Raw genomic sequence first — 13151 nt, 5'->3', positions numbered from 1 at the left:
CGGGTCCGGCAAAACGACGCTCGTCAAGCACTTCAACGGGCTGCTCCGTCCGACCGAAGGCAGCGTAACCGTCGACGGACTCGACGCCGCAACCGTCCCGATAGCACAACTCGCGCGTCACGTGGGCCTCGTCTTCCAGAACCCGGACACCATGCTCTTTGCCGAGACCGTGGCGGACGAGGTGGCGTTCGGTCTCAGAAACATCGACCCCGGCGCTTCGGAGGAGCCTGTCGACGCGGCGCTCCGCGAGGTGGGTCTCCTTCACCGGAAGACGGCCTACCCGCGGTCGCTCTCGCGGGGCGAGCGGCAGCGCCTGGCCATCGCCTGCGTCATCGCCATGAAACCGAAGATCATCGTCCTCGACGAGCCCACGACCGGGCTCGATGCCCGCGAGTCGGGGAGGATCATGGAGATCCTCGGTCGCCTGCGCCAGGACGGCCACACGATCGTCATGGTGACGCACGATATTCGCCTTGGAGCGGAGTATGCGGATCGCATCGTCAGGATGGAGCAGGGAAGAGTCATCCGCGACAGCAGAACCTATGAGGAGGAACCATGTCTGAAATCATGCAGTACGTCATCCGGGAGAGCGCCTTTCACCGCCTCCACCCGCTCACCAAACTGATCTTTGCGGCCGTCGTCGTTGTCCTCGCGGTGCTGACGAGCGATACCGCGATGCTCGCGGTTCTTGCCGGGGCGGTCGTAGCTGTGGCGATAGCGAGCGGGCTCGCCCGCGATCTCCTCCGCCAGGTTCCGCTGCTGCTCATGCTCGCGGTGAGCCTGCTCGCCCTTACCATCCTCACCATCAGGAGCGGTGAGATCATCGGTTACCTGGTTCCGCAGTCGGTCCCGGTCATCGGTGGGGCGTTCCCTGTCACCGCGGGGGCGGTCGACCTTGCGCTTGCGATGTCGCTTCGGTTCGCCGCGATGCTCTTTGCGTTCCAGCTCCTGATCATATCGACCCAGCCGCGCGACCTCGTCCACCTCATGGACCGTCTCAGGGTGCCGGTCGACTACACCCTCATGCTCCTGATCGCGCTCCGGTTCATCCCGAGCCTGCAGCTCGAAGGGAAGCGGATCCACGAGGCGCAGCTTGCCCGCGCCTATAATCCTGGGAACGGTCTTGCCGGAAAGATACGGGGGCTCTTCCCCATCATCATCCCGTTGGTCTCGAACTCGCTCGGGAAAGCCACGATCCTCGGGCTGACGATCGATCTCCGCGGGTACCGTTCCGGCAGGCGGACGCCGATGCGCGACTTTGCTCCCGGCAGGGCCGACGTCGCCGGGATCTGCTGCATGGGCCTTGTGGTCGCAGGGTATTTGGCCGTGCTGCTCGTATGATCGGGTATGCATAGCGGTGCACCCCCGAAGGCGTTCGAGTTCTACATCGGGGGGAGCGCCGGGCCGTCCCTCTACGTCAGGCTCGCGGCCGGCCGGCTCCTCTACGAGTGGGCGAGCGCCGGCGGCTACTCCGGCGTGGTGATGGAGGCGTCGCCTGGAGAGGAGGAATGGGCGCGGTTCCGGGAGATCGTCGACCGGCTCGGCGTCCGGGAATGGGAGCGAGAGTACGTCTCCGCCCACTCCTGTTGCGACGTCACCTACTGGCACCTGCGGATGGAGATGGACGGGTGGAGCGCCGTTGTCCGGGGTGCAAACGCCTACCCCGGCTCACCCGGCCCGGAGGTCTCGAAGCAGTTCCGGGAGTTCCGCGCGGCGGTGAAGCGGCTTATCGGGCGCGAGCCGTGATTGTTCAGAAAATAGGCCTTAGTAAATCCCACCCCCTGATCGAACCTCTCCCTGAGTTGTCCATACATGGCTCACGCGAAGCCGCGAAGCCGCGAAGTCCATGTGGGTGTTGACGAACTTCCTTCGCGGCTTCGCGTGAAGTCACCCCCCCTCTATTGGCAACCGGGTGTTGTCTGGAGGTTGTGTGAAGCATTTCAACAAGGCCGGGAAATGACCGCCCCAAGGTGTTCGAGGCTTCGTTCGTAGTCCTGGAACGTGTTCGGCTCGACGACCTTCGTGACGCCCGGCGGGAGGGCTGCCATCACGCGGTGAAAATCGATATCCCCGTCACCGCATGCCAGGTGATCGTCGCGGCTTTTACAGTTGTCGTGCAGGTGGACGTGTATTGCTCCTCCCCGTTCAAGGAAGGATTCCAGGTTGCCGTTTACGTGGGCATGCCCCACGTCGAGGGCGAAGTCGAGGTTCCGGTCGGCGAGGCGGTTGAGGAACTCCGGCGACCTGAAGAAGCAGATGTCCCACGCCCCCATGTTCTCGACGACGAACCGGACGCTCACCTCCTGCTGAACGGCGGCGAGATCGTCAAGCGACCGGTCGAGAGCGGCCTGCGCAAACTCCCGCATCTCTTCTCCCCAGATGTGTCCCGGGTGGACGACCAGCCGTTCGGCGCCGATCCGATCGCAGACCCCTGCGAGATCGCAAAGAACCCCGACGGCCGCTCTCCGGAGGTGCTCGTTCTCGGACGCGATATTGATATCGGCGACCGGTGCATGGACGGTGTAGCGAAGATCGAACGAGTGGCAGACCTCCTCGAACCGGAAGAGGGAGTGGGGGCCGTCGGAGAGGATCTCCGCACGACCCGTACGGGCGGAGATGAGACCGAGCGCCTCATCGAGCGGCCGGTTCATCAGGCAGCAGGTGGAGCAGCCGATATCGTTCACGTTCCTGCCTACCTCTTCTGCAGGAGTAGAACGGCTGCGGATAATGCGCAGATGAGCAGGATCGCGCCGAAACCCGGCGATTGGACTGTCGGGGCCGCCTCCGGGACGGTTGTCCCGAAGAGGTCCGGGTGGAGGTCTCCCGCCACCTCTTCCAGCGCATCCACGATCCGCGGGCTCCCGCGGCTGATGATATCGGAGTCGACGACATAGATATGCCCGTTCCTGACCGCACCGAGTTTCTGCATCCGGGGCTCGGTCATGAAGTAGGTGTAGATGGCATCGTACCCGTCCCGGTCCATGCCGGAGCCCGAACTGACGATGATATGCTCCGGATCTGTAGTGATGAACTCTTCGAGGCTGACGATGCTCCAGCCCTCGACCGAGCCGAATGCGTTGGTCCCCCCGGCCATCGTGGTCACCTCGTTCTGGAACGTCCCGCGACCGCTGACCCAGAGCGGGTCGTGCCAGACGACATGGGCGACGGACGGCTTTGTTGCCGGCACCCCGGTCACCTCCGTCACCGCCCGGATACGCTCCCGGAGGTTCCCGGTACACGCCTCCGCCCGCTCCTCTTCCCCGGTCGCCCTTCCGACAAGTTCGATGTTCTGCAGGACGTCGTCGATGGTTTCTGGGCAGAGGGAGACGACGGTCATCCCGAGGGAGCGCAGGTGGTTGACGACCTCCTCCGTGTTGCCGGGTGCGGCGAAGATCAGATCCGGTTCCGCCGCGATCACCTTCTCGATATTGACGCTGCTGTATCCGCCGACCTTCGGTTTACCGGCAGTCGCCGGGGGATAATCGCAGTAGTCGGTGACACCGACGATCCGGTCCTCAAGGCCGAGAGCGTACAGGATCTCGGTGTTGGATGGTGCTAGCGAGACGATTCTCTGCGGTATCCCCCGGATGACGACGGTCTCCCCGAAGTCGTCGGTCACCGTCACCGTTCTCCCGGCGTCCCCTGTCGTTACCGGAGCCTGCTCCGGGGCGTCATCGGAACCTGAATACGATGCGCTTGCCGCGCCGACAACGATGACCGATGCGATGATCAGCCCAAGAGAGAGCAATAGTAATCTGTTCCGCATCATTGCAAGCATATCTGATCTAAAGTAATAATATTTTAACTCTTGCGGCCTGCACACGGGCGGAGAGGGTACGCGCTCCCGGAGAACGTGCTCAGCCGGAGCCCGGGGCTGCAGGAGTGAGACGGGATCTCCCGTACTGGAGCAGTGCACCTCAAATTTTACGGCCGGGGAGTGGGCGGTCCCCGGAACCTATATATGGGTGATGGGCATGTAGGGTCCCGGGTGAGAACCATGAACGCCATGGGATATGCGAGTCTGAAGCCGGAGCAGGTGAAGCAGGTGCAGCGTTACGAAGAAGACCTCGGCGTAACGCTCCTTGCGTATGCAAAACCCGCGTACTCGAAGCTGAGCGAGGAGAACCTCAGGCGGATTCAGGACCTCGAGCGGGACCTGAAGCTATCGCTCGTGGCCTACGATGTCTGATCGGGGAATACCCCCGCCGTAGTTTTGCGAGCGACCGGGTGCCGGGCGGGTCATGCCCACTTTTTGAGGATCTGCAGGACTTCCTCGATCCGCTTCGCCGGGATCGCTCCCCGGCCGAGCAGCTTCTGGATGATCGCTTCGGCCTCACCGCCGGTGTAATCCGGGAAGGGCGGATTCCCGCCGCTGTTCAGGAGGATGACGGGTTTGTCCCGGTAGCCTTCCAGTATCCTGATGTTCTCGATGTTCCCCTGCCCGATGGGCATCGCCGTGACGACGACCGCACATGCGGCATCGATGCACCGCGCGAGGTCTTCGCGGGCGCCGGGAGAGATCGCGGCAAACGGCGCCTCAATAACACAGGGGATGTCCAGGGCGGTTGCGGTTGCGTAGTCGGTATCGAAGACGTTAAGCACGCCCGTGCTCACCCGGAACCCCTCCTCGTGGAGGGCGTAGAGGAGGTCGGAACCCGTGCCGCCGCCGCATACGACGTGTACGTTCTCGTATGGCCGATCTTTTGCCGCACACTCGTACACCGGGAGGATGTAGGGCTTTCCGGTCAGGGGGTGGGTCCTTACCAGGATATCGATCCCGTAGACCGCATTGAGCGTCTCGCGGGTCAGCACATCCCGGGGCTCGCCGACGGCAAACACCCGCCGGTCTTTCAGCATGATCAGGCGGTCGCAGTAGTACGCGGCCAGGTTCAGGTCATGAAAGACGCTGATCACCGTGATACTCCCGGTGAGACCCCTGATGATGTTGAGGATCTCGATCTGGTGGCTGATATCGAGGTTCGAGGTCGCTTCGTCGAGGAGCAGGATCTTCGGTTCCTGCGCGAGCGCCCGGGCGATGAGCACCCGTTGCCGCTCGCCGCCGCTGATCTCGTGGACGGACGATCCCGCGAGGTGTGCGATGTTTGCAAGGTGCATGGCGCGGTCGCAGGTCTCCCGGTCCCGGGCGGTCTCGGAGGCGAGTCTCCCGATGTAGGGGTGCCTTCCCATCATAACGATGTCGCGCACGGTGTAATCGAACCCGATAGAGATATCCTGCGGCACGACGGCGATCTGCTGCGCCAGCTCCCGGAAACTGAACAAGTTCAGGTTGCGGTCGTTGAGGTAGATCTCCCCTTCGTCCCGGGCAACGATCCGGCTCATCGCTCTCAAGAGCGTCGTCTTTCCCGACCCGTTCGGTCCGATGATCCCGAGGATCTCGCCTTGGCCGGCAGAGAGCGAGACCGCCTCGATGACCTTCTTTGCCCCGTAGGAGACGTCGATGTCGATGATCTCAACCGGTTTCATGTCTTCATCCGGCTCCGCAGGAGGTATATGAAGAACGGCGCGCCGAAACAGGCGGTGATGATCCCGACCGGCATGTCGTTTGCAAACGTTCTCGTGAGGGTATCCGACCATAAGAGGAGGGTTCCGCCGGCAAGGGCCGTCGCGGGAAAGAGGAGGCGGTGGTCGGGTCCGACGATCAGGCGCATGACGTGGGGCGTGATCAGGCCGATGAACCCAATCGATCCGGCCACGGAAACGGCTATTCCCGCGAGGAACGAACTGAGGGCGAGGAGGATGCGTTTCAGCTGCTCGACGTTCACGCCGAGATGGGTTGCGTCCTCTTCGCCGAGCGAGAGGATGTTGACGTCACGCGCGAAGAGGTAGATGACCAGGCACCCGGCCAGGATGGGAAGGACGATGATGACGTCGTTCCACGATATGTTCCAGAATCCTCCCATCAGCCAGAACATAATCTGGTGCAGGCTCTTTCCTGCGGTGTACATGAGGAAGGAGAGGAATGCCGAGAGAAGTGTCGCGAGGGCGACACCGGAGAGCAGGAGCGTCTCGACCGGGATCTTGCCTCCTTTGCGGGCGATGAAGTAGACGGTGAACGTGGCGGCCATCGCCCCGACGAATGCGAACACGGGCCGCCCCGTCCCGGAAAAGAGGACGATTGCAAGTGTGGCCCCGAGCGCCCCGCCCGACGAGGTGCCGATGATGTAGGGGTCTGCCATGGGGTTCCTGAAGAGGCCCTGCATGGTTGTGCCCGCCACGGCAAGCGCGCACCCGACCAGTACCGCGGCGATCACCCGTGGAAGCCTGACGTCCCAGACAATCGTCTGCGAGTTCGCTGAAGTGAAGAGGAGGGTATCGAGCGGGATGGTGGCCGGGCCCGCTATGGCGTGGATTACCTTGTATAAAACCGTTTTGAGTACGGTATCGAGCGGAATGGTGGTCGGGCCTACTGCAACTGCGAGCACCATGCTGGCGAGAAGTGCGCAGATAAGAATGGGGATAACCATCAGTGTCTTTCTGGGCAGACTCATCAACTAAAGTTCTGTTGTCTTTACAAAAATACTTTGTTTTAATGCGCGGCGACATGTACCTGAGCGATACCGCATGGCGGGGCGTAACTGTTCGGGGGGCGTCGCAGGGCAGTGAAGTAAACCTCATACGCTGGGCCGTCAAACCTCTCTGCCATATGGGCAACCTGAATATTGCCGTGCTGGGACCCGCGGGATACGCAAAAGACCTCGGGAAGAAGGGCACGGAATCCGATATAACGTTCTATAATCTGAAGAAGGGCGAGGACACCGTCACTATCATCGAGCCTACCCGCTATCCCGAACGGCTGGCCCCGCTCTTCTACGCCGCATCGATGGCGGATGCGGCTCTCGTCGTGGTGAGCGAGATCACCCCGACGCTCGGGGAGTGGGTGCTGATGCTCGACGAAGCGAGGGTGGAGCGGGGCTACATCGTCCTCCGAAACTACCTCTCCCCCGGAGATGTCGCGCCGCTCTTCCGGGGGACGGTGCTTGAGCGCTACGAGTTCGTGGAGGAGGACCCGATAGCGCTGCGCGATCTCCTGCTCCGCGAGGCGCATGCCCGCATCTCCGTCCCGCCTGCCGCCGGGACCGTGGGAGCCATCCCCATCGATCACCACTTCAACGTCCGCGGCATCGGGACGGTCATCCTCGGCGGCGTGGTGCGGGGCGGTATCCGGAAGCACGACACCCTGAAGGTCTACCCGGGAGAGCAGGCGATCACGGTGCGGTCGATCCAGAAGCACGACGACGACTTTGACTGGGCCGCTGAGGGCGATCGCGTGGGGCTTGCGCTCAAGAACGTCGAGTCCGACGACCTCGACCGGGGCTTCGTCCTCTCCGACGACCCCGCGATCCGGACCGGGACAACGATCGAGGCACGGGCGACCCTGGTCAAATACTGGCCGGCGCCGCTCACGGCGGGGACGGTGCTCCACCTCGGCCACTGGATGCAGTTCATCCCGGCGAGGGTGGAGGCGGTGCGGGACGACGGCGACTGGCGGCAGCCGACGCTGACGCTTGCGCTCGAAAAAGACCTCGTCTACCTCCCGGGTGACACGGCGGTGCTCCACTACCTCGAGGGCGGAAAACTCCGGATCGCCGGGCACATTGAACTCGCGTGAGCGGCCGGTGCGGGGAGCCCTTCGCCCTGCGGATAGTATACTCTTCTTTTTTGCATTTCGGCTGGATGGAGGTTCCGGGCTGTGGATTGGTACTGAGCCCGGCACCATCTCTATCGGGTAGAGAAAGACAGGAACCGGGTTTACACCAGAGCCAAAAGAAGATTAATGGTTCCTGCACCCTATCTACAAGTGAGGAGAACGATGAGCGCTACAGGAGAACAGTATGTCGTCGATGAGCACGGGAACCGGGTCGCGGTTATTCTCCCTCTCCAGGAGTACGAGCGGTTGCAGGAAGATCTCCATGACCTTGCCGTGGTCGCGGAGCGGCGTGAAGAACCGACCGTAGGGTTCAGTGAATTCCGGAAGCGATACGAACAGTAATGGCGGGATACGCGATTCGCGTAAAGGCGAGTGTCGAGAAAGATATCGCAGTATTGCCGCATGATATTGTTCTGCGCATCTTTCAGAGCATAGACGGTCTATCTGAAAACCCTCTGCCGCATGGTGTACGTAAGTTAAGCGGAGCAGAACACCTCTACCGGACCCGGGTAGGGGACTACCGGATTATATATGCCGTGCATCATGAGGAGCGGGAGGTTATAATCCTCTATATCCGTCACCGCCGTAGCGCATATCGCGGGTTGTGATGGCACCTGTTTTGTATGTCCGATTCCGCTCGTCATATGGTTCTCCTGAACGTTCTCAAGTAAGGCTTTGTTGAAACCTCTCAGGAGAGTCATCGGTTGCATCCCGGACACGGATTCCAGGGGGACTGCGCACCTGTGGTGCTCGAACGACCGCCGTACCGCCGGTCGTCTATCGCCATGACTGCCCCTGCCCCTTGGAGTGGGATGTGACGTTCCGATAGGAACGGAGCTCGACCACCGTCAGGTGGGAAGTGCGACGGACGGAACGTCCGGAGCTTGAGAAGACCGAAGGTCTTCGAGTGGGGGCTACACGTCTCTTTATGGGCTGGAGACGGGGGAGTTCACCTCGCAAGCCTTTTCGTACATCCTCCTGCAATGTACATCACCACCGTGGCAGAGTATCTGCCACGGTCTCAGTACTTCGCTAAAACGGTTGAGGTAATCTTCAAGAAGTCAAACCATCGTCTCTTCGCGTTCTCCCGCGTGCTTCCGCGTGAAGCCATATTGCTATCTTCGCCCATTAACTCGCGCGAAGAGCGCGAAGCCGCGAAGCGCGACTGGCCGAAGGGCAGGAGCTCGAGCACCGCAAGGTGCGAAGTCCGGTGCCCGGGTGCTGCCGATCCCGTTGTAGGTCGCTATGCGAGGCTGCATTGGTCTATTTCAGATGCCGAAATTAGCGAAGTACTGGGTCTGGATGGCGGGTAATAAAAATGCCGGGGCAGGTGAGGGCGAGGTCTTGCAAAGTGAGTTGCCCGGCATCTACTCTTTTTTTAGGGCTCAGTAGTTTTAGCGAAGTACTGAAAAAAAGCGCCGCAACCGCCTTCAAACCCCCGGGCGGAGATACTCCACCTTCATTCCCGCCCCGAAGATCCTCTGGTTCTCCGCCCCCCTGATGATCCTCTTCGCGAGTGCAGCATCGGTTGCGACAAAACCCGAGAGATCGGAGACACCGTAATCGAAGAAGACCGAAGAGAGGGGAGTCCCCGGGCCTACGATCGTCACTCCTTTTGCGTTCTCCGAAAGTTCGAGGAGCCGCGGCATGGTCTTATCGCTGACGGCGGCACAGGTCAGAAACACATAATCGGACTCCGGCAGCAGGTACTCGCAGGCGGAATACGGATAATCTCCCTCCTCGGGGTCCCACTCAATGATACTCAGGTCACTGACGGGGGCAATCAACTTCTCAAGGAACGGGAAATGACCGACAACACAGACTTTTTTACCCTTTACAAGATTCTGGGATTTGATGAACGGGTCTTTCAGCCGTTCCTCGACCCGTTTCTTCTCTGCAACCTCGATCCCTGCTCTCCCGGCGGTATCAGGATGATTGTACCACGCATTGATCGCCGCATTACCGATCGATGCTTCCCACAGGTTCCAGGACTTCACACACCCGGCTATCTCTTTTAACGGCTTTCCAATCCTGTTTTCGGTCATCATCGGGGCGCGCTGGATATAATAGCGGTATCCCGCAATACCGATGCCGCCGTTTGCCTCAACATACGTCAGCTCCCCGCCGAGGGCCATATCTTCAACGATAATGTCGTCGGGGATCCCTTCGATCAACGCATCGTATAATTCCCACATATCATTTCTCCTGAAATTCCGGAATACTCTCGTTTGTGACGATCGCTCCCCTCCGGAGCTGGTTGCGGATAGTGAGGAGGGCGGAATCGATTGCCTCGATCTTATGCAGTGTCTGCTCCTCTTCCGTGGTCGTTTCAATCACTTTTGTCACGCCCCCGTTTCTGATGACGATCCGCTTGTCGGCACGGAGGGCAAGGAGCGGATCGTGCGTCGACATGAGGACAATCTTCTCGTTGCCGACGAGGATCTCGATCGCTTCCCGCCGGTCGATTCCTGCATTCTCCAGCTCATCGATGAGGATGATCGGGGACGAACTCAACAGGGCGGTATCGGCGATCATCAGCGACCTCGACTGCCCCCCGGAGAGCTGGGTAACTTTCGTATCCAGGGTGAATTTCTCCCCTGCTAACGAATTGGCAACCGCAAAACACTTCTCCACAACCTCGGCGGAGTCCGGGATCATCCGGCTTTTTGCATGCATCTCCAGAAACTCCTGCACCGTCAGGTCCATGACGAAGTTCATGTTCTGCGAGAGCTGGGCTACCAGTTTTCCTCCGGTAGAAAACCTCTTATCGAGATCGGGGGCCGAACCGTTGATGAGAATCTGCCTTGCGGTCGGCGTATCGCGCTGGGCAAGGCACTCGATATCCTCAAGCAGCCTGCTTTTTCCCGAGCCGGTGGGACCGACAATGCTTACGACCTCGCCGGGTGTCACGGTCAGTTCGAGCATCTCGGGTCTTCCGGTCTTGTCTCGTCCGCCGAGGATCGTGATGGAGGAGATCGTCTCGATAGACTCATCCGTTCGGGAGAATGCTTCTAGAAATGCGCTGAAATGGAATATGACCTCCTCGCGATCAAGCCCGAACTCCTCAAGCATATCCTCATCGACGTCCTCCAGGATCTCGGGGAGCGTCTTTGTTTCATCAACCCCGACCAGCCGTATGTTGGCGAGATAATCGACCGCAAGAGGATACCGGCGAAGGATATCGCCGATTGGTACCGCAGAGACCTCTGCAACATAGTCAAGGGTCTTCATGCATCGTCAAACTCCATTCTTTTGACCATCCCCATCTGGTACATCTCTCCGATAAGGGTCTCGCCGGTACAATACGAACAGATGGCGGCAGGCATCGTGAATCTGAGTTTACGGTCGCGAAGTGTCCGGATATCAAGGGTATCCTGCCAGTAGCGGGCAAGCATAAACGCTCCCTGGCCGGTAATTCCGTTTACGAAGAGAACCGTCGCCGATGCATTGACCTCGCGGATATTGAAGGCAAAGACCTCGCGTTCCGCCTGGGAGACGACGTCTCCTTTCGTGACAACGACGACATCGGCGTACTTCAGCATCGGACCGATCTTTCGGGGTGTGTTGATGCCGGAGAGATTGTCGATCACACAGACCGATAAAATGCCGTTCACGTATGGCGAGCACCGGTTGCAGAGCCCTGCGCTTTCCGTGACAAGAACCGACAATCCCTTCTTCATACCCCATTCAACCGCCCCTTCAACATTGCTGACGAAATGGTGGTCCGGACAGATCTTTCCGGCAAAAGCGGTCTGATTGGGAATCTGCTGTTCATCGTAGCGCTGGTGATCGAAGGAGGTGAGCGAGTCAAACTTCACAACGCCCACGCTCCCCGGGGGCAGTCCAAGGGCTGCAATGGTTTTGAGGATCACAGAGGTCTTCCCCGAAGATGGAGGGCCTGCAACGGTAATCAGTTTCATAAGCGTCTGGTGCTCTGGTATAGGATTCACCAATGTATAGCCGTTACTAAATTCAATTTTTTAAGGTAAATTAGTTTACAAAGAATGCAGCCCTCGTTCTGTGAGGGGTGAATGCCGTCTACTGAGGATATAAAAAAGGGTTTAAATGAGTTTGAAGAGCGGGTGGGTGTCCACCTGGGGCTCGATACCGAGGTCGCGTGCCGCTTCCAGCACGACGATGTCGGTGTAGGCCTGCGCGGTGATCATCGCTTCCACGTTCTCGATCGGGCCGTACATGATCAGGTCGGCGCCGAGCGTGCTTGCAATCATGTTGCAGCCGATATCGGGCGCGGACCATGCCGCCTGGCGCAGCCCGTCCGTACCGCCGAGGTAGTGGTGGGTGAGCTGCTTGACAAGGTTCTCCTTGCCCTCGAGGCCGGCGAGTTGCTGGGAGGGAGTCTTCTTCGTTCCCTTCCACCGCTTGAGCCAGGTCCAGGAGACGGTCATGTTGTGGTACGCGCCGCCGGTGGGGAGACCGTGGATCGCCTTGCAGGCGAGGATCTCACGGTACGAGCCGCCGGAGCCGAGGCCGAGCGGGGTTGCCGCGGTGTCGAGGATCGGGCGGGTGATACCGCACTTCTCCGCGATCTCGAGCATACCCATCTCCTGTCCGGCGACACCGCCCTCGACCAGAACCTTCTCGCGGCCGGCAACCGACGGGTCGCCGGGGTTGAAGGCGAGGACGATCGCGGCGTTCACGTCGCTCTTTGCCAGCGCCTCGATGTTCTCGGGCAGGATCGAGCCGTTGATCGAGTTGTAGATCGCACGGTCCGCAATGCCTGCCTCGGTGACGTACTGGCACGCGTGAGCCAGCGCCGCCGGGACGGAAGAGTCCATCAGGAATGCGGTCTTGTCGTCGATGCTGCAGAACCAGTCGATGTAGCTCTCGAAGGCCTCGCCGAACTCCCCGATGATCTGGATGAAGTGCGGAATACCCGTGATATCCGAGAGTTCCTGGCAGCGGTTCCAGAGCGCCTCCGCCGTGGGTTTGTCAATCTTTCCAGTGTGGTCATCCAGTACAACTTCGTGCTTGTTGTAGAAGATGGATGCACCGAGCACGGTCGGGTACTCTCCAGGCTGCCCGCCGATCTTGGTACCGTTGAAGTCGTGTACCGTCTGCTCTTTTTCGAATTTGAACATATTCGCCAATCCTCCTTTACAGGTACCCAATCAATTTGGGCAGTAATACCAACAACATCATGAATACAATTAAACCTGCGACCAGTCCGTACAGGATGCCGATATCGCGCCCGACCTTTCTTCCGACGCGCTGGGCGATCTCGGCATCGACGAACTCGATCCTCTCCTCGATGGCGTTGAGCCGCTCTTCGATCTCAAGGAACTGCGGGTTTGCGCCTGCAACGGCAACCTCTGCCGCACCGGCTGCTTCCTTGACCTCGACGACCATGGGTTCTGCGCCGAAGGCACCGGGATCTTTAGCCTTGAGCTCGTCGATCTTGGCCTTGATGGCGCCCATGTCCTCGCTTTCCATGATGTTGACGATCTCGACCTGGTCCTGGAAG

16 protein-coding genes are annotated in these 13151 nt (G+C 60.1%); 7 read left to right on the top strand and 9 right to left on the bottom strand.

Going from position 1 to position 13151, the window contains the following annotated elements; all coding sequences use genetic code 11:
• From L21_RS11720 to L21_RS11710, 3 genes are all read left to right on the top strand, one after another.
• Window positions 1–625: energy-coupling factor ABC transporter ATP-binding protein (locus L21_RS11720; RefSeq protein WP_143727298.1), on the top strand; the 625-nt coding region annotated here is incomplete at its 5' end.
• Window positions 556–1341: an energy-coupling factor transporter transmembrane component T family protein gene (locus L21_RS11715; RefSeq protein ID WP_074370648.1), complete on the top strand. Its 786-nt coding sequence runs from the start codon at window positions 556–558 to the stop codon at window positions 1339–1341. The genes L21_RS11720 and L21_RS11715, both read left to right, overlap by 70 nt.
• Window positions 1342–1347: 6 nt before the next feature.
• On the top strand, window positions 1348–1746 hold the full coding sequence (locus L21_RS11710) for a hypothetical protein (RefSeq protein ID WP_074370647.1): 399 nt from the start codon (window positions 1348–1350) through the stop codon (window positions 1744–1746).
• Window positions 1747–1940: 194 nt separating this feature from the next.
• Here L21_RS11710 and L21_RS11705 read toward each other — a convergent pair whose 3' ends face one another.
• Both L21_RS11705 and L21_RS11700 read right to left on the bottom strand, forming a co-directional pair.
• Entirely contained in the window at window positions 1941–2684 is a 744-nt protein-coding gene (locus L21_RS11705; RefSeq protein WP_143727297.1) for a sugar phosphate isomerase/epimerase family protein, read from the bottom strand.
• Between the two features lie 8 nt (window positions 2685–2692).
• The gene (locus tag L21_RS11700) at window positions 2693–3769 is read right to left on the bottom strand and encodes an ABC transporter substrate-binding protein (RefSeq protein WP_256713169.1); all 1077 of its coding nucleotides are present in this window, start codon (window positions 3767–3769) and stop codon (window positions 2693–2695) included.
• A 219-nt stretch (window positions 3770–3988) separates the two neighbouring features.
• Here L21_RS11700 and L21_RS11695 point away from each other — a divergent pair, with 219 nt between their 5' ends.
• Complete coding sequence (locus L21_RS11695) at window positions 3989–4189, top strand: hypothetical protein (RefSeq protein WP_143727296.1); 201 nt, start codon at window positions 3989–3991, stop codon at window positions 4187–4189.
• A gap of 50 nt (window positions 4190–4239) precedes the next feature.
• On the opposite strand, the gene L21_RS11690 is transcribed toward L21_RS11695, so the two are convergent.
• Together L21_RS11690 and L21_RS11685 are read right to left on the bottom strand one after the other, a co-directional pair.
• Window positions 4240–5484, bottom strand: coding sequence for an ABC transporter ATP-binding protein (locus L21_RS11690; RefSeq protein WP_074370644.1), 1245 nt, complete (start codon window positions 5482–5484; stop codon window positions 4240–4242).
• A complete protein-coding gene (locus L21_RS11685) occupies window positions 5481–6509 on the bottom strand; it encodes a FecCD family ABC transporter permease (protein ID WP_074370643.1) in 1029 nt (342 codons plus the stop codon). The genes L21_RS11690 and L21_RS11685 overlap by 4 nt, the downstream gene beginning before the upstream one ends.
• A 155-nt stretch (window positions 6510–6664) precedes the next feature.
• On the opposite strand from L21_RS11685, the gene L21_RS11680 reads away from it, so the two are divergent.
• The 3 genes from L21_RS11680 to L21_RS14630 all read left to right on the top strand — a co-directional run bounded on the left by L21_RS11680 (window position 6665) and on the right by L21_RS14630 (window position 8277).
• Window positions 6665–7630, top strand: coding sequence for an EF-Tu/IF-2/RF-3 family GTPase (locus L21_RS11680; RefSeq protein ID WP_074370642.1), 966 nt, complete (start codon window positions 6665–6667; stop codon window positions 7628–7630).
• A gap of 201 nt (window positions 7631–7831) precedes the next feature.
• Window positions 7832–8011: a type II toxin-antitoxin system prevent-host-death family antitoxin gene (locus tag L21_RS11675; RefSeq protein ID WP_074370641.1), complete on the top strand. Its 180-nt coding sequence runs from the start codon at window positions 7832–7834 to the stop codon at window positions 8009–8011.
• Window positions 8011–8277: a type II toxin-antitoxin system RelE family toxin gene (locus L21_RS14630; RefSeq protein WP_074370640.1), complete on the top strand. Its 267-nt coding sequence runs from the start codon at window positions 8011–8013 to the stop codon at window positions 8275–8277. The genes L21_RS11675 and L21_RS14630 overlap by 1 nt, the downstream gene beginning before the upstream one ends.
• An 822-nt stretch (window positions 8278–9099) precedes the next feature.
• On the opposite strand, the gene L21_RS11665 is transcribed toward L21_RS14630, so the two are convergent.
• The 5 genes from L21_RS11665 to mtrG all read right to left on the bottom strand — a co-directional run.
• Window positions 9100–9864 (bottom strand): DUF364 domain-containing protein, encoded by a 765-nt coding sequence (locus L21_RS11665; protein WP_074370639.1) that lies wholly within the window; start codon window positions 9862–9864, stop codon window positions 9100–9102.
• A gap of 1 nt (window position 9865) precedes the next feature.
• A complete protein-coding gene (locus L21_RS11660; RefSeq protein ID WP_074370638.1) occupies window positions 9866–10900 on the bottom strand; it encodes an ATP-binding cassette domain-containing protein in 1035 nt (344 codons plus the stop codon).
• Window positions 10897–11589: a GTP-binding protein gene (locus tag L21_RS11655; RefSeq protein WP_074370637.1), complete on the bottom strand. Its 693-nt coding sequence runs from the start codon at window positions 11587–11589 to the stop codon at window positions 10897–10899. Before L21_RS11655 ends, L21_RS11660 begins: the two co-directional genes overlap by 4 nt.
• A gap of 141 nt (window positions 11590–11730) precedes the next feature.
• Window positions 11731–12768 carry a tetrahydromethanopterin S-methyltransferase subunit H gene (gene mtrH, locus L21_RS11650; protein WP_074370636.1) on the bottom strand — a complete coding sequence of 346 codons (1038 nt, stop codon included), beginning with the start codon at window positions 12766–12768 and terminating at the stop codon, window positions 11731–11733.
• A 16-nt stretch (window positions 12769–12784) separates the two neighbouring features.
• On the bottom strand, window positions 12785–13151 hold a 367-nt coding region (gene mtrG, locus L21_RS11645; protein WP_083608985.1), incomplete at its 5' end, for a tetrahydromethanopterin S-methyltransferase subunit MtrG.

The sequence above is a fragment of the Methanoculleus chikugoensis genome (assembly GCF_900095385.1).
Taxonomy (GTDB): Archaea; Halobacteriota; Methanomicrobia; order Methanomicrobiales; family Methanoculleaceae; genus Methanoculleus; species Methanoculleus chikugoensis_A.
This window is presented reverse-complemented; position numbering and strand designations above follow the sequence as displayed.

Bases quoted from the DNA above. Each gene is read 5' to 3' on its own strand.
- L21_RS11715 (WP_074370648.1), top strand. From the start codon at position 556: ATGTCTGAAATCATGCAGTACGTCATCCGGGAGAGCGCCTTTCACCGC.
- L21_RS11710 (WP_074370647.1), top strand. From the start codon at position 1,348: ATGCATAGCGGTGCACCCCCGAAGGCGTTCGAGTTCTACATCGGGGGG.
- L21_RS11700 (WP_256713169.1), bottom strand. From the start codon at position 3,769: ATGATGCGGAACAGATTACTATTGCTCTCTCTTGGGCTGATCATCGCA.
- L21_RS11690 (WP_074370644.1), bottom strand. From the start codon at position 5,484: ATGAAACCGGTTGAGATCATCGACATCGACGTCTCCTACGGGGCAAAG.
- L21_RS11685 (WP_074370643.1), bottom strand. From the start codon at position 6,509: ATGAGTCTGCCCAGAAAGACACTGATGGTTATCCCCATTCTTATCTGC.
- L21_RS11680 (WP_074370642.1), top strand. From the start codon at position 6,665: ATGGGCAACCTGAATATTGCCGTGCTGGGACCCGCGGGATACGCAAAA.
- L21_RS11675 (WP_074370641.1), top strand. From the start codon at position 7,832: ATGAGCGCTACAGGAGAACAGTATGTCGTCGATGAGCACGGGAACCGG.
- L21_RS14630 (WP_074370640.1), top strand. From the start codon at position 8,011: ATGGCGGGATACGCGATTCGCGTAAAGGCGAGTGTCGAGAAAGATATC.
- L21_RS11665 (WP_074370639.1), bottom strand. From the start codon at position 9,864: ATGTGGGAATTATACGATGCGTTGATCGAAGGGATCCCCGACGACATT.
- L21_RS11660 (WP_074370638.1), bottom strand. From the start codon at position 10,900: ATGAAGACCCTTGACTATGTTGCAGAGGTCTCTGCGGTACCAATCGGC.
- L21_RS11655 (WP_074370637.1), bottom strand. From the start codon at position 11,589: ATGAAACTGATTACCGTTGCAGGCCCTCCATCTTCGGGGAAGACCTCT.
- mtrH (WP_074370636.1), bottom strand. From the start codon at position 12,768: ATGTTCAAATTCGAAAAAGAGCAGACGGTACACGACTTCAACGGTACC.